The following is a 19,277-nucleotide window of genomic DNA, read 5'->3' as shown; positions in this document are numbered from 1 at the left end:
ATTATAAATCTCAAATTCTTTAATAATGAGTCAAGGTAAATATGTTATAGGGGTAGATTACGGAACAGATTCTGTACGTTCTGTATTGGTAGATGCCTCAAATGGTGCAATTGCTGCTACTTCGGTTTTTTATTATCCCCGTTGGAAAAAAGGATTATACTGTAACCCTGGTCAAAATCAATTTAGACAACACCCATTAGATTATATTGAAGGCTTAGAACAAACTATAAAAGCTTGTTTAGAGCAAGTAGGTGCAAACATAGCACAACAAGTAAAAGCTATTTCTATAGATACAACAGGCTCTACACCGGTAGCGGTTAATGAGCAGGGTGTACCTTTGGCTTTAACGCCAGAGTTTGCAGAAAACCCCCATGCCATGTTTATCCTGTGGAAAGACCACACTGCATTAAAAGAAGCTGCCGAGATTAATAAACACGCAGAAAAATTTGATACCAATTACCTAAAATACGTTGGCGGAATTTACTCTTCAGAATGGTTTTGGGCAAAAATATTAAGAACCTTAAGGGTTGATGAAAGCGTTAAAAATGCTGCTTTTTCTTGGGTAGAGCATTGCGATTGGATTCCGTTTTTACTAACCGGAGCTCAGCATGTTTCAGAATTAAAAAGAGGGGTTTGTGCTGCAGGCCATAAAGCTTTATGGGCCGAGGAATTTAATGGTTTCCCACCAGAAGATTTCTTTACCTCTTTAGATCCTCTTTTAAAAGGTTTAAGAGAAAGAGTTTCTCAGGAAGTTTTACCAGCTTCAGAAGCTGCTGGTACACTTAGTGCAGAGTGGGCGAAAAAACTAGGCTTAAATACCGATGTTAAAATCGGAATTGGTGCTTTTGACGCACACATGGGTGCTGTTGGCGGCCAAATAGAGCCATACCATTTAAGTAAAGTAATGGGTACTTCTACCTGCGATATGTTGGTAGCACCTTCTGCTGAAATGACAGGTAAATTGGTTAAAGGTATTTGTGGACAAGTAAATGGTTCTATCATACCGGGTATGAGTGGTTTAGAAGCCGGTCAGTCTGCTTTTGGCGATGCTTATGCATGGTTCCAAAAAATGCTAAAATGGCCTCTAGAGCAAATTCTGGCCGATTTAAACGCTATTTCTGAAGAACAAAAAGAGAAGTTAAGAGAAGAATATAACGAGCAAATCATCATTAAACTTAGTAAAGCTGCTGCAGCTTTGCCGCTTGATGTAAAAGATGAATTAGCCATAGATTGGTTAAACGGAAGAAGAACGCCAGATGCTAATCAAGAATTAAAAGGTGCTTTTTGGGGTTTAGATTTAGGTACCGATGCGCCTGCTATGTTTAAAGCCTTGGTTGAGGCTACTTGTTTTGGTGCAAAGAAAATTGTGGATCGTTTTATAGAGCAAGGTATCCCTGTTAAAGGCTTAATTGGTTTAGGTGGAGTAGCCAAAAAGTCGGCTTACATTATGCAGGTAATGGCCGATGTGATGAATATGCCTATCAGGATTCATCAATCAGACCAAACTTGTGCTTTAGGTGCAGCAATGTTTGCCGCAACCGTAGCAGGTTTTTATCCAACTGTAGAAAATGCTATGGAAGCTATGGGACATGGTTTTAGCGATGAGTATTTCCCTAATCAAGAAAATGTAGCGCTTTACCAAGCTCGATACGAAAAATACAAAGCTATGGGAGCTTTTATAGAGAACAACTGATAACCAGAAACCTATAACTGTAAACTGAAAAAAATGAATAAATATAGAAAAATACAAGAAGAAGCTTATGCAGCTAATATGCGTTTACCAGAGTTAAATCTGGTGATTTTTACCTTCGGAAATGTAAGTGTTGCTGATAGAGATTTGGGTGTTTTTGCGATTAAGCCTAGCGGAGTAGATTATACCAAACTTCAGGTAGAGCAAATGGTAATTGTAGATTTTGATGGAAATACCGTTGCCGGAGATTTAAGACCTTCATCAGACACTAAAACGCATGCTGTTTTATATAAGCATTGGGATAATATCAATAGCGTAGTGCATACACACTCTACTTATGCCACGGCTTGGGCGCAATCTCAAAGAGATATTCCTATTTATGGTACTACACATGCAGATTATACCACTTGTGATATTCCTTGCGCTCCGCCAATGAGCGATGAAATGATAAAAGGCAATTACGAATATGAAACCGGTTTTCAAATCATCAATTGCTTGAAAGAAAGAGGTTTAAGTAATAGCGATGTAGAGATGATTTTAGTAGGCAACCATGCACCTTTTACTTGGGGTAAAACGGCTGATAAAGCTGTACATAACAGTGCTGTTTTAGAAGAAATGGCTCGTATGGCTTATTTAACTGAGCAAATTAATCCGCAAGTACCAAAGTTAAAAGACGCTTTAATTAAGAAACATTACGATAGAAAGCATGGCGAAGGTTCTTACTATGGACAATAAACGCTAGATGTGAGATACTAGATTTTAGATACAATAGATAGAGATTATTAATCAATTAACATTATAAAAGCCATGGAAATCCAACTTTTTTAGGGTTTTTAGGCCGAGGAAAACAACATCAAAATGATAGATTTAAAAAAATTTGAACTTTGGTTTATTACAGGTAGCCAAGATTTATATGGCGAAGAAACGCTAAAGCAAGTAGCGCAGCATTCTCAAATTATTGCAGAATCATTAAATAAGGCAAGTGCTATCCCGGTAAGGGTAGTATTTAAACCAACTGTAAAATCTCCTGATGAGATTTTTAACATCTGCCAACAGGCAAACGTAACCGATAATTGTATTGGGGTAATTGCTTGGATGCATACTTTCTCGCCAGCAAAAATGTGGATTGGTGGTTTAAAAGTATTGCAAAAACCTATGCTACACTTGCATACACAGTTTAATCGTGATATTCCTTGGGCTAACATAGATATGGATTTCATGAACCTTAACCAAAGCGCACATGGCGATAGGGAGTTTGGTTTCATGGTATCGCGTATGCGCATTAACCGTAAGGTAGTTGTTGGCCATTGGAAAGATGAAAATGTCATTTCTCAAATTGGTGATTGGGCTCGTGTTGCAGCAGCTTGGAAAGACTCTAACCAAACTAAAGTTGCCCGTTTTGGCGATAATATGCGTTACGTAGCTGTTACCGATGGCGATAAAGTTGAGGCTGAAATAAAGTTTGGTTACCAAGTAAATGGCTATGGTATTGGCGATTTGGTAAAAGTTATTGATACTGTTTCTGATTCCGAGGTAGATAAACTTATTCAAGAATATGGCGATAGTTACCAGTTGGTGGATAGCTTGCTTAAAGGTGGTGCACAACATCAATCTTTAAGAGATGCCGCTAAAATAGAATTAGGTTTAGAGCGCTTTTTAACCGATGGTGGCTTTACCGCCTTTACCGATACTTTTGAAGATTTACATGGTATGAAACAATTGCCGGGTATTGCTTCTCAAAGGTTAATGGCTAAAGGTTTTGGTTTTGCTGGTGAAGGCGATTGGAAAACGGCCGCTTTGGTACGCACTATGAAAGTGATGGGTACTGGTTTAAAAGGTGGTAACTCTTTTATGGAAGATTATACTTACCATTTCGACCCAGCTAACCCTCAGGTTTTAGGCTCTCATATGTTAGAGATTTGTCCTTCTATTGCTGATGCTAAACCTAAATGCGAGATTCATCCATTAGGAATTGGTGGTAAGGCAGATCCTGTACGTTTGGTATTTAATTCGGCAGCTGGTCCGGCTATTAACGTTTCTGTAGTAGATATGGGCAACCGTTTTAGAATTTTAGTGAACGAGGTTGATGCTGTAGCGCCAGAGCATGATTTACCAAAATTACCTGTAGCAAGAGTTTTATGGAAACCACAGCCAGATATGTACACAGGTTGTGCTGCATGGATTTTAGCTGGTGGTGCACACCATACTTGTTACAGCCAAAACTTAACAGCAGAGCATATCCAAAGTTTTGCAGAAATTGCTGATGTTGAGTTTGTTTTAATAGGTAAAGACACCAACTTATATCAATTCAAAAATGAATTGAGATGGAATGAGGTTTATTATAAATAATCAATTTAATTTTTCTAAGAATCAGGCCTTGTAGTTTTGCTACAAGGCCTTTTCTATAAGGACTTTTTAACAACAAGAAACCCCTGGCGAGCTACCATCTAATGTTGTGGTAAAAGGGATATTACCACCGCAACCCTCAAATATTCCATAATGGGTATCCCAGGTTCCGTAAAAGTCAAAAGCATCCCGGTAACGGGTATCATGAAGCATTTTGTAGGTATTTCCGCACACACTTACCAGTTTGCCTTTAGGGAAATGGTGGTGATTATCTAAATCAAAAGCATGTGGAGCGCCTTCAACCGTACCTTTATAAGCAACGGCCTGTCCGTAATCTTCACAATCACTTTCTAAACCATCAATTTTGAATAAACGATAAGTTACAGAGTATACTTTTATCTCGCCCATTAAAGCCTCAATTTCTTCATTGTTTACGGCAATAGGCTTGTCTTCTACAACGCGTGGGTCTGTAAAACCTGCTTTTTTAGCAAAATTTAGAAAATCATTCCAGTAAAGAGCGCCACTTAAGCATTCTCCCCAAAGTATAGGGTTATTTTGTAAAGTTTTAGGGAAGCGTCTATCTGCATAAACGTCAGAAAAATACATTTCGCCACCTTTTTTTAAGAGCTTATAAGCATCGTTAAGTACTTTTTGCTTATCTGTAGCCAGGTTTATCACACAGTTAGAAATAATTAAATCGAAGCTCTCAGGCTCAAATCCAAGCTTGTCTAATTGCTCTATATTTCCCTTAACAAAAGTTACATTAGATTTTTGATAGCCAAATCTCTCACGGTGATATTCCAGATGTTTGTTGGCAACTTCTAGTTGTTCTGGTGTCATATCCACACCCACAACTTGCCCTTGTTCGCCAACCAGTTGTGCGGCAATGTAACAATCTCTGCCACTTCCAGAACCTAAATCTAATATCTTTAGTCCTTTTAACTGATTAGGTATGGTTAATCCGCAACCGTAATATTTAATAACTACCTCATCATGAATAAGTTTTAAAGCCTCTTGTATATGTTTAGGGGGTGGCGCCAATGTACAGCAGGCACTTGTTTTTAAATCAGAGCTTTGCTGTAATTCTTTACCGTAATAATGTTGTACTTCTTCGTGTATGTTAGACATTCTTATTTTTTGTTTGATATTTATACTAACCTTTAAGATGCTATTTCGCCTCCACAGCTACTTCCTGAGCCCGCGGTACAGCCATAGCAATGGTTATTTACAATAATATTTCTGTTTAATACTTCATCCACATCAAAATCATTGATATGTTTGGCTTTTCCGGTAAATTTTAAATCAAGCATTTGGTTAAAATCACAATCATACATATAACCTTCCCAGCTAATGCTGATGGTATTTCTACACATTAAGCCGTTTAAAGTTGCCGGATTAAAAGCGTCTACCAGTTGATGCATATAATCTAAATATTTGCCAGTTTCTAATAGATAATCTAAAAACCTACTGATAGGCAGATTGGTAATAGCATAAAGATTGTTAAAAACGATATCAAATTTACGTTTAAGCTGTCTTTTAAATTCGGCCTCTAATGTAGTTTGGTCGCCAGGTAAAAAAGCTCCCGAAGGATTGTAAACTAAATCTATCATCAAACCAGAATCTTCTTTTCCGTAACCTACATCATTCAGCTTTTTTAAGGCAGCAATAGAATCTTCAAAAACCCCATCTCCACGTTGTGCATCAGTTCTTGAAGCAGAAAAATGAGGTAAAGAGGATACAACATGAACTTTATTAGTCGCAAAGAATTGAGGTAAATCAGCATATTTCTGATTAGCCATAATGATGGTGAGGTTACATCTTACCATTACTTTTACGCCTAAAATACTACAGTTTTCTACAAACCATCTAAAATGAGGGTTCATCTCTGGTGCGCCACCAGTAATATCTACGGTTTTAAATCCGTAAGTTTTAATAAGGTATAAACATCTTTCTAGTGTTTCAAAAGACATATTTTCTTCCTTACGGTCTGGCCCGGCATCAACATGGCAATGTGCACAAGTTTGGTTACATAATTTTCCTATGTTAAGCTGAAATATTTCTAGATGACTAGGTTTAATAACGGGTACACCAGCTGTATTTATTTTATTGTTAAAATTCTCAAAACGACCATCTTCTATCTCTTTTTGAGATAATACTTTTAATTGATAAAAATGATCACCAAGAGCATTTCCTGATGCTTTAAGCGATTTTGAAATTTGTTTTACACCCATAATTACATGGTTTGTTCCTTAACATGATTCATCATTTGCACACCAAAAACTAGTGTAGCACCGCCTTTTATGGCAGCTGCTACATGCACCGCTTCCATCATTTGTTCTTCATCTGCACCTTTTTGTAAGCAATCTGTAGAGTAAGCATCAATACAATAAGGACATTGTACGGCATGTGCAACAGCTAAAGCAATGAGAGATTTTTCTCTAGCAGTTAATGCTCCTTCTTTAAAGACTTCTCCGTAATAATCGAAGAATTTTTTACCTAGCACTTCTTGGAAATCAGTAATGTTTCCAAATTTTTTTAAATCTTCCGGATTGAAATAGTTCTTAGCCATAAATATTGTTTGTAGCTTTTTTTTTAAGAGTTCTTATTTGTTGTGAAGAAAGAAATCGCCTTATATTCAAGGCAGCATCAACACATTTACAAAAGCAACCTCATTAAATAAGTTAGTTTGTTTTAAAATGAAAAAATGTTTGAATGGTGTATGCCTAATTAATAATAGGCGGAGCTTTGAAATCGTAATTTCTTATGCTTTTTTGTGAGTAAAAAGTATGATTAAGTATGCTTTTTGTAGCAGGATGAATAAATTCAAGAGCTGTAGCAACAAGTTTATTTTCTTTTAACTGATAAAAATCAGCTAAATAATCTAAATCTTGAAGCTCTTTCAATTCAAGCAACTCTTCATCTTGGAACAGGGCTTTTAAATCTTTATAGGTATAGCTACTTTGCCACTTCACCTGTAAAAAATGCGTTTTATGAAAAGCTTTTTTAGGTATAGCAATTAAGTAAGCGCCAGCATCTGTTGTTGGTCCTAAAACCGTTTTACCATTTTCAACTTCTTCTATAGCTTTATAAAGCATTTGTACTTGAAGTTCTGGGCAATCATTCCCGATACACACTACAGCATCGTAACCTTTAGCATACATGCTTTCAAAAGCATTGGCTAAACGTTCGCCAAAGTTTTGGCCTTCTTGTACTAAAGTATTGTACCAAAAAGTATCAGTATGGGTGTTTTTTGCTAGCTCTATAAAATGTTTAGTAAAAAGTTCAGATACTCTTCTGGTATTTTTAAAACCTGCAAAATCTTTTATCCTAGCCTCTATTTCTGGCAAATGGGAAAAAATGATAATGGCGGTTTTAGACATGCTGATGTTTTTATTTTAAATACGGTGTATCGGTTAAACCGGATTTATATCTTTTACAATAAATATAATAAATAGTTTTAGTAAGCCTTCCTTTTTAACTGATATTTGCATTTGGTAATTTGATGGAAATTGGGAAAGTTTAAATTCTACAGACATATTATTGCACTTAGTTTCTTAATTTTATTAGGCTTAAGGCTGGGTAAAATAAAAGGACTATTAATTGTATTGGTAGTTTATTTGGCCTTAAATATGGCAACTATTGTAAGATATATTAGAGAAAGGAGCGTAAGAAATGGCAAATTTTAAAGAAATTATAAATTCTGGTAAACCCGTACTCGTAGATTTTTTTGCTACTTGGTGCGGCCCTTGTAAAATGATGTCGCCCATGCTAGACGAATTGAAAAAACAGGTAGGAGATAATGCCACCATCATTAAAATTGATGTTGATAAAAACCCTCAAGCGGCGGCGGCCTATCATGTGCAAGGTGTGCCAACCTTAATTTTATTTAAAGATGGCGAGGTTAAATGGCGACAATCTGGCGTTGTGCCTGTAAATGAATTAAAAAGACTAATTTCTAGTATTAGCTAATAAAAAAAGCGAACCAAACTAGAGTGCCCCCAAAAAGTTAGACACTTTTTTGAGGGCATTTTTATGATATTAAGAGTTTGCTAATGCTACTTTTTTCTTATTTACAGGTTGAGGAACTTTTACATAATAACCAGTACCATCATAAGGGCGCTTACGCGGATGTTCTTTGCATGCTGTAGAACAAGCACCATCTAATTCCCATCCACATTCATCGCATTGGGTAAAGTGCTCATTACATTCTGGATTGGCACAGTTAATCATTTTAGGTGTAGTTTTGCCACAATTTCTACAAGTAGAAACCACCACTGGGTTAACCGAGTTTACATCAACCGCTATACGGTTATCAAAAACATAACATTTACCTTCAAAATCTTTACCGCCGGCTTCTTTACCGTATTTAATAATACCGCCATGTAATTGGTAAACATCTTTAAAACCTTCATGTAACAATAAAGCAGAAGCCTTTTCACATTTAATACCGCCAGTACAATAAGTTAGTATTTTTTTGTCTTTATATTGTGCCAGTTCATTTATCATGGCAGGGAAATCCCTAAAATTATCAATATCTAAAGTGATAGCATTTTTAAACTTACCTAAGTTATGTTCATAATTAGAACGAACATCTAAAATAACCACATCATCACGGTCTTTCATTTCCATGAATTCTTTTGGTTCTAAATGCTTTCCTGTTTTTTTAGTAGGATCTATAACGTTAGGGTCTTTTAATCCAGAATGTACAATTTCCGACTTATAACGGCAATGCATCTTCATGAAAGAAGGCTCGTCAACATCGTCAATCTTAAATTCTGTAGCATTAAAACGACCATCAGCATAAACATAATCCATATAAGCTTTACATTGCTCACGTGTGCCCGATACTGTTCCGTTTAATCCTTCATCCGCAATGATAATTCTGCCGGTTAAGCCTAAATCTTTACAAAATTTTAGATGGTCTGCTGCGTACTGCTCCGCATCCTGGATGTGGCTATAACAGTAATAAAGAAGTGTTTGGTATGCTTTCATTATTTTCATTGATACTGCTGTAAACAGTGTTAAATGAGCTGCAAAGGTATGTTTTTTAGGGAGATTATAAAAGTGATATACATCACAAATAGCGGCTATTTAAATACTTAGAAAGAGTATGCAAGCTTAAATCCTTGGTTTAACTTACCATTTTCGCCAAAAGAGATGGCATAATCTGCCCTAACTGTTAATCGGCTTAAGCCAATATAAAATTCATAATAGCTTCCTCTATCTGGGCTTCCTAGGTAAGCAGCGCCTGCTAATTCTTGTAGTTTTAACTTTCTTAATAAGGGCAATCTTCCAATAAATTTAGAATTGAAATTATGCTCGTAGTGGGCTTCAATAAATTGTTTATCGGTACTATAAGCATAAAAATCAAGAAAGTGGAAGCTTTTTAAATTACTGTTAAATACCAAGGCATTATTACCCAAAAAATGCTTCCAATCTGGATAATAATTGGTTCTGTTATTCAGGAATTTACCTGTTGAAAAAGAAAAAGATGAAAAGCCCCATAGACCTAAATTTAAACGCTCTTGTTGTATTTCTAGCTCAATAAAATCATAATCAGTCTCAGAACCTAGTATGTTAGGTATGCCTTTTCTGTAAGAAAGAATTAACCTAGGGTTTTTAGGTATCTGATAAATTTTAATACCTTCTTTGGTGGTATAGTGGTGATGAAAATTATAAATCAAAGAACCAGATAATCTAAAAGTAGTATGGTCTGGAAATAATTTTCCTCCATTAATAGGGTCAAAAGGGTTGTTTGAGGTGAAATTTCTGGTTTTAATATCTCTTAGGGCATAGTCATAATTGTTAGATACTGATATGTTTTTAGAGAGCTCTGCACCTCCAGAAAAATAAAGTCCATTTGTAAGCTCTCTTCCAGAGGATATACTGGCATACTCTTTACGATATAATTTCAAGAAATTTTGTTCAAATAATAAGGTATTTAAAGAGTTATTTAAGGTGCTTAGGGTTCCATTAGGGTTTAAATCTCGGTAAGTGCTTCCTAAACTAAAGTTTACAGCTGCTCTGTTTTTAGGGTCATAAAGCCAAGAAAAAGATAAGTCAGAATTAAGCTCGTTATTCTTAAAACCATATCTTATCTCCGGTCTTATTTGCCAAGAGCTGCCATTATAGGCATATTTAATAAACTCAACACCGTATTTTATACCAGGTCCTTCTACTGTATTATAAAATAAAGAAGGCGCAACAGCATCCATGTAAAAAGTATATCTTCTATAAGAGTTTTGGAACTTAAATCTGCTAAAAAGTAAAGGATAAAGCCTTTGTTTTAAAGTAAGCCTATCTAAAGAGTCTAAGTATTTTCGTTCGCCTTGGCTATTCTTTAAGCTATCATGTTTATAGCTAGCTTTTTGCTCTAGAGGGTTTAACGGAATAGTTCTTCTACTTACCACATAATTATTTGAGCTGCTATCCTGAGTTTGTATTTTTAGTACTTCTAAAGGGGCAAAAGTTTTAGCAAAAACCGTATTGTGCATATATCGATAGGTTGCTACACAAGTACCACTAAAGTAAAACCCTGCTAAATTACCTTGATAGGTGATTTTGGTTTCAGTAGGGTAATAAGTACTGTCTATCTGTAATAAATTTTGCTCTATTTTAATTTGATTGATAAAACTAATGCCTGCATTATTACCTAATGTTAAAGACAATTTACAAATCTGTTGAGTTTTGTTGTTGATGTGTATGTAGCCATTAAAGGCAGGAGAAAACTTACTTTTAGGTATTATTTTAATGATATCTGTTTTATTACCTTTTTTATCTGTTTCTGTTTTTTCTAGCTCGTACTTGTAAAATTTAAAAGCGTTTTTGGCAATAGGCGATACAAACTTTTTAGGTGTTAAAACCTCAAGGGTGATATAATCTTTATTAAAGTTGAGTTGTAAATCTGCAGCATGCTTAAACTCCCAGGTTCTGTATTTGCCTAAAGTTTTGTAAGCTTTTACATCTTCTTTTATCTCTCCTGTTTTAGAGAAATAAAGTTTCGAGCTAGCTTCATAAAGCGATAAAACTTGCTCTTCATTAGATTCTAGTTTTAATAAAGAGGTTACTTTTTTACCCAAAAATCTTTTTGGAGCTTTATGAAGGATGTGTGAATTTTTAAGATAAGCTTCAGCCTCTAGGGTAAGATAGCTATCTACTTTATTTCTTTCTATTACCTTTCTGATAATGCTGTCTGCTATACCTGTAGCTTTCCCTCTTGGATTAGAAAATCCATAAAAGTTGCACAACATCAATAGCAATACCAGTGTACTTTTCATATTTGGTACAGCGAAACAAAATACCCCGCTAAAATCTTTCTTAAATTAAAGGTTTTTATAAGCCTTTGTTATTGGCTAATATGATGGCAATTCTTTCACGCTGCATCATCTCAATAAATATAGCATAAACGTGTAAAAAACTGAAGTTCTTATTTTCAAAATAAAAAAGTTTTTTAAGATTGAGCTTATGCATGCTTCTAATGCCTCAATTATTTTTATTAAATTTGTGACCTATGCAGTCTAAAATCAGTCAGTACACTAGTGAAATAGAGGTTTTTGAACCCAAAACAGCAGAAGAGCTTGAGAATTTCAGAATAAAATTTTTAGGTACAAAAGGTATTGTAAAAGATCTTTTTGAAGAGTTTAAAACCGTTTCTGCAGAAGAAAAGCGTGTTTTAGGTAAAGTATTAAATCAGTTTAAACAGCTTGCAGAAGCCAAGTTTAATGATTTTAAAGATGCTTTTTCTAAGCAATCAACAAAAAGCGATATCCCTAATGATTTAACTTTACCAGGCTTTGGTGTAGAAACCGGAGGAAGACATCCGCTTTCTTTAGTGAGGAAAGAAATTGTAGAGATTTTTAAAAGACTAGGTTTTATTGTTGCAGAAGGACCAGAAATTGAGGATGATTGGCATAACTTCTCGGCGCTTAACTTTCCAGAAGAGCATCCGGCCAGAGATATGCAGGATACCTTTTTCATCAAGAAAAATAGCGGGCAAGATGATATCGCTTTAAGAACACATACTTCATCTGTTCAGGTACGTTTAATGGAAGCTGGCAAGCCGCCTTTTAGAGCCTTAATGCCAGGTAGAGTTTACAGAAATGAAGCTATATCTGCCAGAGCACACTGCTTTTTCCATCAGGTAGAAGGTTTATATGTTGATGAAAATGTGTCTTTTGCAGATTTGAAACAAACCTTGTACTACTTCGTTCAAGAACTTTATGGTGAGGGTACAAAAGTACGTTTCCGCCCGTCTTATTTTCCTTTTACAGAGCCATCTGCAGAAATGGATATTTCTTGTACCATTTGCAAAGGCGATGGTTGCCAAATGTGTAAGCAAAGTGGTTGGGTAGAAATTTTAGGTTGCGGTATGATAGATCCAAACGTTTTAGAAAACGTAGGTATTGATAGTAAAAAGTATTCGGGCTTTGCGTTTGGAATGGGTATAGAGCGTATCACGAATTTGAAATATCAAATTAGAGATTTACGTTTATTTTCTGAGAACGATATCCGTTTCTTGAAACAATTTCAATCAGAGATTATTTAATGATACTTAAAAAATTAACAGTTATAATTTTCGGATTAGTTTTCTTTAGCGCTTGCGGCAATAAAGAAAGTTTAATTCCTGATGTGCCTGTTAATTACAATGGCTCTTTAATTGGTGGTGAGTTAGAAGGCATCACCAGTCCGGGTAATGTAAGAATAGTTTCCAATACAGCTGTTGGGGTTGCCGGATTAATTTTATATAACAATGCAGGCAGTATCAGAGCTTATGACCGTTGCAGTACGGTTAATCCGGTACAAAAAAATGCTGTAGTACCTATTGGAGGCAACTTAGTAGAAGATAAAGTGAGTGGCGCTTTATTTAATTTACAAGATGGCTCGCCCGCTAAAGCGCCAGCAACTATACCTTTAAAGAGGTACAGGGTCTCTATCAATGGAAATCTAATATCGATAACAAACTAATGGAAATAGATAAAATCAAAGAAAGCATAAAAAAAGCAGCTCAGGATTTATTTCGTAAATACGGGTATCATAAAACCAGTGTTAACGAGATTGCTAAGAAAGCTAAAATCGCGAAAGCTACTATTTATAAGTATTTCGAGAGTAAGGAGCTTGTTTTACATGCCATTTTGATGGATTATCTTAAAATAAGCGTTAATGATGTGGTGCATCAAAACACTTCAGGAATCTCTAAAGAAGAGCATCTTAAAAGCTTAATTTTAAAGGTTAGTAGGTTATCTTATACCGTTTGTAACGAGTTTATCGGCTGGGATTTTATCCGTGAGTCTACCAATTCTCAAGAATTTTTAAAAAAACTATCAGACGAGTTAGAGAATTTACTGTATAACGAGTTTATTGCTATTGAAAAATTTAACGATGGCAATAACTATGCAGAGCGTTTAAGATTTTTAATTAAAGCCAGCAAGAGCATTATTTTTTCTTTTGCTTTTACCTCTGTTAGCGATGCCGATGTGCGTAAGAACTTTATATCCTTCCAAAAAGAAATATTACCCTATTTGGTTAAAGCGGCTTTATAGAATACCAATATTTAATTATATTTGTACATCTAATTGTACAAAATATGTTGACAACTACAATTTCCGACTTTAGGAAAGACATTAAAAATTATCTCGATAAAGTTTCTAAAAACTTTGAAACATTAATTATCAATAGAGGTAAAGATAATGGTGTCGTCATCATGTCTTTAGATGAGTACAATTCTTTATTAGCTACTAAACATGAATTAAGTTCTAGGATTAATGAGAAACGTTTAGATAATGCAATTGAAAAGATAGAAAATAAACGGTCTTTCCCAAAGGATTTAATTGAATCATGAAATACATTTTTGTAGATGAATCTTGGGAAGACTATCTGTACTGGCAAAAAGTTGATAAAAAGTTATTATCAAAAATTAACGATTTATTAAAAGATATATCAATAACACCTTTTCACGGTTTAGGTAAGCCAGAGCCATTGAAATTTAAATATAAAGGATATTGGTCTAGAAGAATAAATGATGAGCATAGGTTGATATATAAAGTTCAAGATGATGAAATTTTAATAGTTAAATGTAGGTTTCATTACGATTAATTATTATTGTATCAACACAGTTATAAAACTTAGGCTTTTTTACACAGATTAAACATAAAAATCCATAAAATTGTAAATCAAACCCAGCGATTATACAAATGGATAATTCCTTTTATCAATACATTTTTAACAAGCACCAGCAAACAGAAAATGTACCACCAAACTCTGATATTGCCCATTGGGCCATTAAGCTTATCAGTTTGTTATTTCCGCAATACACCAACTTTTCTTTTGCTCAAGAAGCGGATGTTAAAATATCTTTTGATAAGTTGGAAACGGAGCTATTAAGTCTGCTTAATGCTACCCAAGCTTGCAAAGAATGCAATAACGAAGAAATTGCTCAAACCTTTATCAATAGCATTCCTAAACTTTACCAAACTTTGCAAACAGATGTTTCTGCGATGTTAGCCGGAGACCCTGCTGCTAATAATGAATTTGAGGTGATTAGAACTTATCCAGGTTTTATCGCTATCTCATTTTATAGAATTGCAAATCGCTTATTGAAATTAAAAACACCGCTTATTCCACGTATTTTAACAGAATATGCACATTCTAAAACAGGTATTGATATTCACCCTGGTGCAGAAATAGGCGATTATCTGTATATAGACCACGGTACAGGCATTGTTATTGGTGAAACAGCCATTATTGGAAATCATGTTAAACTGTATCAAGGTATTACTTTAGGTGCATTAAGTGTAGAAAAACACATGGCGGGTATCAAAAGGCATCCAACAGTAGAAGACCATGTGGTGATTTATTCTGGCGCAACCATTTTAGGTGGCGAAACGGTTATTGGTAAAAATAGTATCATTGGTGGTAATGTTTGGCTTACCAAGAGTGTTCCAGAAAACTCTATTGTTTATCATTTATCATCGGTACAAGTAGCAGAAAAAAGTAAGTCGAAGTTTTAGTTATGGCAGGCATTATAGATTTAGTTGGTAATACCCCTTTAGTAGAAATTCAGCGTTTAAATCCTAACCCGAACGTTAAAATATATGCCAAATTAGAAGGTAATAACCCTGGCGGAAGCGTAAAAGATAGGGCTGCACTTAATATGATTAAAAGTGCGGTGGAGCGTGGCGATATTAAACCGGGTATGCGTTTGGTAGAAGCTACCAGTGGCAATACAGGTATAGCCTTAGCCATGATAGCTAGGTTGTTTGATATTGAAATTGAATTGGTGATGCCTGCAAATTCTACCAGAGAGCGTACTTTAACCATGGAGGCTTTAGGTGCTAAAGTAGTTTTACTAGAAGATATAGAAAAGTGCAGAGATTATGCCGAGGAAAAAGGAGCTAGTGGCGATTACTTACTTTTAAACCAGTTTGCTAACGCAGATAATTACTTGGCGCATTATAAAACAACAGGACCTGAAATTTGGAGAGATACCAACCATCAGGTTACCCATTTTGTAAGCTCTATGGGTACAACTGGAACCATCATGGGTACATCCATGTATCTTAAAGAGCAAAACCCTGATATACAAATTGTGGGTTGCCAACCTACCGAAGGTTCTTCTATACCGGGTATTAGAAGATGGCCAGAGGCGTATTTGCCTAAGATATTTAACCCAGAAAGGGTGGATAGGGTGATAGATGTTTCTCAAGAAAATGCTACCTTAACCACCAGGAAATTAGCTAAAGTAGAAGGCATATTTGCCGGAATGAGCTCTGGAGGTGCTTGCTATGCTGCTTTAAAACTTGCTGCCGAGCTAAAAAGTGGTACTATCGTATTTATAGCTTGTGATAGGGGAGACCGCTACTTAAGTAGCGATTTATTTGGTTAAATAAGCAAAAAAATATTTGGTCTGGTTTTTGGGTTGTTGTGCTAAATTTAAAAAACACATCACCATGAAAAAATCATTTTATTTAGCAAGCGTACTTGCAGCAGGTATCGCTTTGCAAGCATGTAATAATCAACAATCTAATCAAGACAGTGTAGACAGTGCAGAAGCTGTTAATGATTCTACACTAACCAGCCAACAAGACGACCCTGCAGAATTTTTAGTAGAAGCCGCTAGCGGAGGTATGATGGAAGTTGAACTAGGCAAAATAGCTCAAGCTAATGCTAATCATCCACGTGTTAAAAGCTTTGCGCAAATGATGGTTAATGACCATTCTGCGGCTAATACAGAGTTAATGACTTTAGCTCAATCTAAAAATGTTACCCTTCCGCAAACCATGGGAGAAGATCATCAAAAAATGATGGACGACTTAAAAAATAAAAAAGGTGCTGATTTTGATAAAGCCTACATGGATATGATGGTTGATGACCATAAAGATGATGTAGAACTTTTTGAAGAAGCTACAACAAGTAAAGATGTTGAAATAAGTGCTTTTGCAGGTAAAATATTACCTAAATTAAAAATACATTTAGATTCGGCAAAAGCTATACACGATGCTGTAAAGCAGAAATAATTTAGAAGCTTAAAAGGAGTTGTCTGAGATTTATTTCACAGGCAGCTTTTTTTATTATCTAAAGCAAGATTTGCTTTCATACTTAGCGATTTCGAAGAATTAGAAAAGGTTCAACTTCGCTACCATTGACGTTATATGAAAATTAGGCCTTAACGCAAACCTTTCCGGCCTCTTGACCGGCCATGTCAAGTCACTTTTTTCCGCAAAAAGTAACCAAAAACTCTCCGCTGCGCCGCTTGCTTCTAAAGGTTCTGCTAGGGCTAGTCCTGTAGATGCCGCAATCGCCAAGGCGGAACTGAACGTAAACGGTTGTTTGTACTTAGGCTAGACTATCGAACTACCTAAATGTCATTTCATATTAATTTATATGAAATATTTGCCTACGGAAGGCATGTATTAGACCTCGACTTAACAGAAAATTGTGATTTTAAGACTGCCTCTTTTTTTATCTCAAAATTAAATATATACCATTTTGGTTTTTGGTATAAAAATTGTTATTTTAGAATATATACATTAAAAATTAATGAGAAAAGAACTGTTAGATTTTTCTTTGATGATAGACGAGCGCTTTGAAATAGCAGATGATCCACAAACCAGTTGGTTTGTGTTTTTATTGGCTTTATTTAGATAGTTGCCGTTTGTATCTAGCAATTTTACCATTGTTAACCCTGCTTAATTTCTACAAAAGTCATTAAATGGGCGTTTTATGTCTTTTTCTATCTAATCAAAAACTACTGTTTTATTGTCTAAAACAAAAACTCTATCATCAAAAACTAACTGGATTGCCTTAATTAAAACCGCTTTTTCTATTTCTTTTCCGGCTTTAACCATATCAGCCACGCTAAATGTATGGTTTACAGGAATGGTTTGTTGGGCAATAATTGGTCCTTCATCTAATTGGTTGGTTACAAAATGCGCTGTAGCGCCTATCAGTTTTACTCCTCTGTTAAAAGCTTGGCGGTAAGGGCTAGCACCTATAAATGCTGGTAAAAAAGAATGATGGATATTGATGATACGTTCTGGAAAATCAGCAATAAAGTCTGGCGATAGGATACGCATGAACTTAGCCAATATCAAATAATCAAAGTGGTATTGATGAATTTGCTGTTTGATTTCATTTTCAAAAAGATATTTTTCTTTCCCTTCATGGCTGATAAAATGAAAAGGAACCTCAAACCTTTGACAAATATTTTCTAAATCAGGATGATTCCCAATCACAGCTTCAACGCTAGCACCTAAAGTTTTAAAATGATTTCTGATGAGGATATCGCTTAAGCAATGGTATTCTTTGGTAACCAGTAAAATAACTTTTTTAATAGGATTAGGATTAACCTTAATACTGGCATCCTCCGGAAGAACAGTTTTTAAAGCACCTTGTAAATCTGAAGCATCTTCATGCGAGTCTACTACTATGCGAGCAAAAAATACGCTGGCTGTAGTATCAACAAACTCTCTCATGGATAAGATATTGATGCCATGTTGAGCCAATACACCTGATATCAAGGCAACCAACCCAATTTTATCTTTACACTGTATAACAATTACCATAGCTGAAAATTAAGCCCTCGAAAATAGCGAATATCTTCTAAACAGCTTCTTAAAATAGTTGTAAAAAAGCTCCTTGTTGAGTTTTGCTAAACGCATGAGGCTAATCTTATAAGTTTGTACCATTTATTATTTATTAAAATGATGGCTTATCCAATAAGGTAGGGATGGAACATTTTAATGAATTACTTGTTTAATCTTATAATAACTATGAAAAAAAGTATTTTTACTGAATAAGTTAATAACAAAAATGGCAAAAAGAATAACATTGGGTGGTGGATGCTTTTGGTGTACAGAAGCGGTGTTTACGGCTATTGAGGGTGTAATAGGTGTGAAGCCTGGTTATATGGGCGGAAAGCGAGAAAATCCAACTTATGAGCAGGTGTGTAGTGGTGCTACCGGGCATGCGGAAGTTATTCAAATTACTTATGATGATGCATTGATAAGCCTAGAAGAACTGTTATATGTGTTTTTTTATACACATAATCCAACAACTTTAAATAGGCAAGGTGCCGATGTTGGGACACAATATCGCTCGGTAATTTTTTATGAAGATGTGCAGCAAGCAGAAATAGCTCATCAGGTTATAGCTAAGCTTCATGAAGAAAAAGTTTATCCAGACAAGATTGTAACAGAAGTTAGTCCTGCTTCTGTATTTTATGTAGCAGAAGATTATCATCATCAATATTTTATCAGAAACAGGAACCAGCCCTACTGCATGGCTGTTATAGAACCTAAATTGGTTAAACTTTTGAAGGGTTTTAGAGATAAAATAAAGCCAGAATTACTTTAATTAAAAGAGCAAATTGGTTTATGTAAAAATAAAGTGCTGTTTATGAAGAGGTTTACAGTATTTTTTAATTTTAATTTGCAGGAGATATAATTAAAACCTACATTTGTGCCACTTTAGAAAAAAGACACGGGTTCTAAAGTTGTTAACAAAACCCTCATCGGGGTGTAGCGTAGCCCGGTATCGCGCCACATTTGGGATGTGGAGGTCGTAGGTTCGAATCCTGCCACCCCGACTAAACTCAGTACAAATGAGTTCAAAAGCCTCTAAATTTCATGTTTAGAGGCTTTTTTGTTTTCTAAATAGTCTATTTCAATCCATTATAATTCATTTGTCGTGAGAACCAAAAGGTGACCTAATTTAATGATTACCTTAGTTCTCAAATAGGTATTTA

Annotated in this window: 20 protein-coding genes and 1 tRNA gene; 14 read left to right on the top strand and 7 right to left on the bottom strand. The window is 35.2% G+C overall.

Annotated features, from left to right (window positions below):
- Positions 1–25: 25 nt before the first annotated feature.
- The 3 genes from GJJ64_RS07330 (at position 26) to araA (ending at position 4,039) form a co-directional block, all read left to right on the top strand.
- A complete protein-coding gene (locus GJJ64_RS07330) occupies positions 26–1,693 on the top strand; it encodes a ribulokinase (protein ID WP_154287068.1) in 1,668 nt (555 codons plus the stop codon).
- 33 nt (positions 1,694–1,726) lie between these two features.
- Complete coding sequence (locus tag GJJ64_RS07325) at positions 1,727–2,425, top strand: L-ribulose-5-phosphate 4-epimerase (RefSeq protein ID WP_154287067.1); 699 nt, start codon at positions 1,727–1,729, stop codon at positions 2,423–2,425.
- 123 nt (positions 2,426–2,548) lie between these two features.
- On the top strand, positions 2,549–4,039 hold the full coding sequence (araA, locus tag GJJ64_RS07320; RefSeq protein WP_154287066.1) for an L-arabinose isomerase: 1,491 nt from the start codon (positions 2,549–2,551) through the stop codon (positions 4,037–4,039).
- A 66-nt stretch (positions 4,040–4,105) separates the two neighbouring features.
- On the opposite strand, the gene GJJ64_RS07315 is transcribed toward araA, so the two are convergent.
- From GJJ64_RS07315 to GJJ64_RS07300, 4 genes are all read right to left on the bottom strand, one after another.
- On the bottom strand, positions 4,106–5,164 hold the full coding sequence (locus tag GJJ64_RS07315) for a methyltransferase domain-containing protein (RefSeq protein WP_154287065.1): 1,059 nt from the start codon (positions 5,162–5,164) through the stop codon (positions 4,106–4,108).
- A gap of 32 nt (positions 5,165–5,196) precedes the next feature.
- On the bottom strand, positions 5,197–6,267 hold the full coding sequence (gene arsS, locus GJJ64_RS07310; protein ID WP_154287064.1) for an arsenosugar biosynthesis radical SAM (seleno)protein ArsS: 1,071 nt from the start codon (positions 6,265–6,267) through the stop codon (positions 5,197–5,199).
- 2 nt (positions 6,268–6,269) lie between these two features.
- Positions 6,270–6,605 carry an arsenosugar biosynthesis-associated peroxidase-like protein gene (locus GJJ64_RS07305; RefSeq protein WP_039448244.1) on the bottom strand — a complete coding sequence of 112 codons (336 nt, stop codon included), beginning with the start codon at positions 6,603–6,605 and terminating at the stop codon, positions 6,270–6,272.
- 154 nt (positions 6,606–6,759) lie between these two features.
- Positions 6,760–7,416: a DUF2064 domain-containing protein gene (locus tag GJJ64_RS07300; RefSeq protein WP_154287063.1), complete on the bottom strand. Its 657-nt coding sequence runs from the start codon at positions 7,414–7,416 to the stop codon at positions 6,760–6,762.
- A gap of 292 nt (positions 7,417–7,708) precedes the next feature.
- On the opposite strand from GJJ64_RS07300, the gene trxA reads away from it, so the two are divergent.
- Positions 7,709–8,005, top strand: a complete 297-nt coding sequence (gene trxA, locus GJJ64_RS07295; RefSeq protein ID WP_154287062.1) for a thioredoxin — start codon at positions 7,709–7,711, stop codon at positions 8,003–8,005.
- Between the two features lie 69 nt (positions 8,006–8,074).
- Here the strand turns inward: trxA and trhO are convergent, their stop codons facing one another.
- On the bottom strand, positions 8,075–9,028 hold the full coding sequence (gene trhO, locus GJJ64_RS07290; RefSeq protein WP_154287061.1) for an oxygen-dependent tRNA uridine(34) hydroxylase TrhO: 954 nt from the start codon (positions 9,026–9,028) through the stop codon (positions 8,075–8,077).
- A 107-nt stretch (positions 9,029–9,135) separates the two neighbouring features.
- Positions 9,136–11,313, bottom strand: coding sequence for a DUF5686 family protein (locus GJJ64_RS07285; RefSeq protein ID WP_154287060.1), 2,178 nt, complete (start codon positions 11,311–11,313; stop codon positions 9,136–9,138).
- A gap of 233 nt (positions 11,314–11,546) precedes the next feature.
- Between GJJ64_RS07285 and pheS the strand changes: the two genes are divergently transcribed.
- From pheS to GJJ64_RS07240, 8 genes are all read left to right on the top strand, one after another.
- Positions 11,547–12,581 carry a phenylalanine--tRNA ligase subunit alpha gene (pheS, locus tag GJJ64_RS07275; protein WP_154287058.1) on the top strand — a complete coding sequence of 345 codons (1,035 nt, stop codon included), beginning with the start codon at positions 11,547–11,549 and terminating at the stop codon, positions 12,579–12,581.
- Positions 12,581–13,000, top strand: coding sequence for a Rieske (2Fe-2S) protein (locus tag GJJ64_RS07270; RefSeq protein WP_154287057.1), 420 nt, complete (start codon positions 12,581–12,583; stop codon positions 12,998–13,000). The genes pheS and GJJ64_RS07270 overlap by 1 nt, the downstream gene beginning before the upstream one ends.
- A complete protein-coding gene (locus tag GJJ64_RS07265) occupies positions 13,000–13,575 on the top strand; it encodes a TetR/AcrR family transcriptional regulator (RefSeq protein WP_154287056.1) in 576 nt (191 codons plus the stop codon). Before GJJ64_RS07270 ends, GJJ64_RS07265 begins: the two co-directional genes overlap by 1 nt.
- A gap of 44 nt (positions 13,576–13,619) precedes the next feature.
- Positions 13,620–13,874 carry a type II toxin-antitoxin system Phd/YefM family antitoxin gene (locus GJJ64_RS07260; RefSeq protein WP_154287055.1) on the top strand — a complete coding sequence of 85 codons (255 nt, stop codon included), beginning with the start codon at positions 13,620–13,622 and terminating at the stop codon, positions 13,872–13,874.
- Positions 13,871–14,128, top strand: a complete 258-nt coding sequence (locus tag GJJ64_RS07255; RefSeq protein ID WP_154287054.1) for a Txe/YoeB family addiction module toxin — start codon at positions 13,871–13,873, stop codon at positions 14,126–14,128. The genes GJJ64_RS07260 and GJJ64_RS07255 overlap by 4 nt, the downstream gene beginning before the upstream one ends.
- Positions 14,129–14,226: 98 nt before the next feature.
- On the top strand, positions 14,227–15,042 hold the full coding sequence (gene epsC, locus GJJ64_RS07250) for a serine O-acetyltransferase EpsC (protein ID WP_154287053.1): 816 nt from the start codon (positions 14,227–14,229) through the stop codon (positions 15,040–15,042).
- Between the two features lie 2 nt (positions 15,043–15,044).
- Entirely contained in the window at positions 15,045–15,917 is an 873-nt protein-coding gene (cysM, locus tag GJJ64_RS07245) for a cysteine synthase CysM (protein ID WP_154287052.1), read from the top strand.
- Positions 15,918–15,981: 64 nt separating this feature from the next.
- Positions 15,982–16,548, top strand: a complete 567-nt coding sequence (locus GJJ64_RS07240) for a DUF4142 domain-containing protein (protein WP_154287051.1) — start codon at positions 15,982–15,984, stop codon at positions 16,546–16,548.
- 720 nt (positions 16,549–17,268) lie between these two features.
- On the opposite strand, the gene purU is transcribed toward GJJ64_RS07240, so the two are convergent.
- A complete protein-coding gene (gene purU / locus GJJ64_RS07235; protein WP_154287050.1) occupies positions 17,269–18,096 on the bottom strand; it encodes a formyltetrahydrofolate deformylase in 828 nt (275 codons plus the stop codon).
- Positions 18,097–18,343: 247 nt separating this feature from the next.
- On the opposite strand from purU, the gene msrA reads away from it, so the two are divergent.
- Together msrA and GJJ64_RS07225 are read left to right on the top strand one after the other, a co-directional pair.
- Positions 18,344–18,886, top strand: a complete 543-nt coding sequence (msrA, locus tag GJJ64_RS07230; RefSeq protein WP_154287049.1) for a peptide-methionine (S)-S-oxide reductase MsrA — start codon at positions 18,344–18,346, stop codon at positions 18,884–18,886.
- 158 nt (positions 18,887–19,044) lie between these two features.
- A tRNA-Pro gene (locus GJJ64_RS07225) sits at positions 19,045–19,118 on the top strand.
- Positions 19,119–19,277: the final 159 nt, after the last annotated feature.

Source organism: Pedobacter puniceum, from assembly GCF_009674685.1.
In the GTDB taxonomy this organism is placed as follows: domain Bacteria; phylum Bacteroidota; class Bacteroidia; order Sphingobacteriales; family Sphingobacteriaceae; genus Pseudopedobacter; species Pseudopedobacter puniceum.
This window is presented reverse-complemented; position numbering and strand designations above follow the sequence as displayed.

Bases quoted from the DNA above. Each gene is read 5' to 3' on its own strand.
- GJJ64_RS07240 (WP_154287051.1), top strand. From the start codon at position 15,982: ATGAAAAAATCATTTTATTTAGCAAGCGTACTTGCAGCAGGTATCGCT.
- GJJ64_RS07325 (WP_154287067.1), top strand. From the start codon at position 1,727: ATGAATAAATATAGAAAAATACAAGAAGAAGCTTATGCAGCTAATATG.
- epsC (WP_154287053.1), top strand. From the start codon at position 14,227: ATGGATAATTCCTTTTATCAATACATTTTTAACAAGCACCAGCAAACA.
- msrA (WP_154287049.1), top strand. From the start codon at position 18,344: ATGGCAAAAAGAATAACATTGGGTGGTGGATGCTTTTGGTGTACAGAA.
- GJJ64_RS07305 (WP_039448244.1), bottom strand. From the start codon at position 6,605: ATGGCTAAGAACTATTTCAATCCGGAAGATTTAAAAAAATTTGGAAAC.
- pheS (WP_154287058.1), top strand. From the start codon at position 11,547: ATGCAGTCTAAAATCAGTCAGTACACTAGTGAAATAGAGGTTTTTGAA.
- trxA (WP_154287062.1), top strand. From the start codon at position 7,709: ATGGCAAATTTTAAAGAAATTATAAATTCTGGTAAACCCGTACTCGTA.
- trhO (WP_154287061.1), bottom strand. From the start codon at position 9,028: ATGAAAGCATACCAAACACTTCTTTATTACTGTTATAGCCACATCCAG.
- GJJ64_RS07315 (WP_154287065.1), bottom strand. From the start codon at position 5,164: ATGTCTAACATACACGAAGAAGTACAACATTATTACGGTAAAGAATTA.
- GJJ64_RS07285 (WP_154287060.1), bottom strand. From the start codon at position 11,313: ATGAAAAGTACACTGGTATTGCTATTGATGTTGTGCAACTTTTATGGA.
- GJJ64_RS07330 (WP_154287068.1), top strand. From the start codon at position 26: ATGAGTCAAGGTAAATATGTTATAGGGGTAGATTACGGAACAGATTCT.
- arsS (WP_154287064.1), bottom strand. From the start codon at position 6,267: ATGGGTGTAAAACAAATTTCAAAATCGCTTAAAGCATCAGGAAATGCT.
- GJJ64_RS07260 (WP_154287055.1), top strand. From the start codon at position 13,620: ATGTTGACAACTACAATTTCCGACTTTAGGAAAGACATTAAAAATTAT.
- GJJ64_RS07255 (WP_154287054.1), top strand. From the start codon at position 13,871: ATGAAATACATTTTTGTAGATGAATCTTGGGAAGACTATCTGTACTGG.
- purU (WP_154287050.1), bottom strand. From the start codon at position 18,096: ATGGTAATTGTTATACAGTGTAAAGATAAAATTGGGTTGGTTGCCTTG.
- araA (WP_154287066.1), top strand. From the start codon at position 2,549: ATGATAGATTTAAAAAAATTTGAACTTTGGTTTATTACAGGTAGCCAA.
- GJJ64_RS07300 (WP_154287063.1), bottom strand. From the start codon at position 7,416: ATGTCTAAAACCGCCATTATCATTTTTTCCCATTTGCCAGAAATAGAG.
- cysM (WP_154287052.1), top strand. From the start codon at position 15,045: ATGGCAGGCATTATAGATTTAGTTGGTAATACCCCTTTAGTAGAAATT.
- GJJ64_RS07270 (WP_154287057.1), top strand. From the start codon at position 12,581: ATGATACTTAAAAAATTAACAGTTATAATTTTCGGATTAGTTTTCTTT.
- GJJ64_RS07265 (WP_154287056.1), top strand. From the start codon at position 13,000: ATGGAAATAGATAAAATCAAAGAAAGCATAAAAAAAGCAGCTCAGGAT.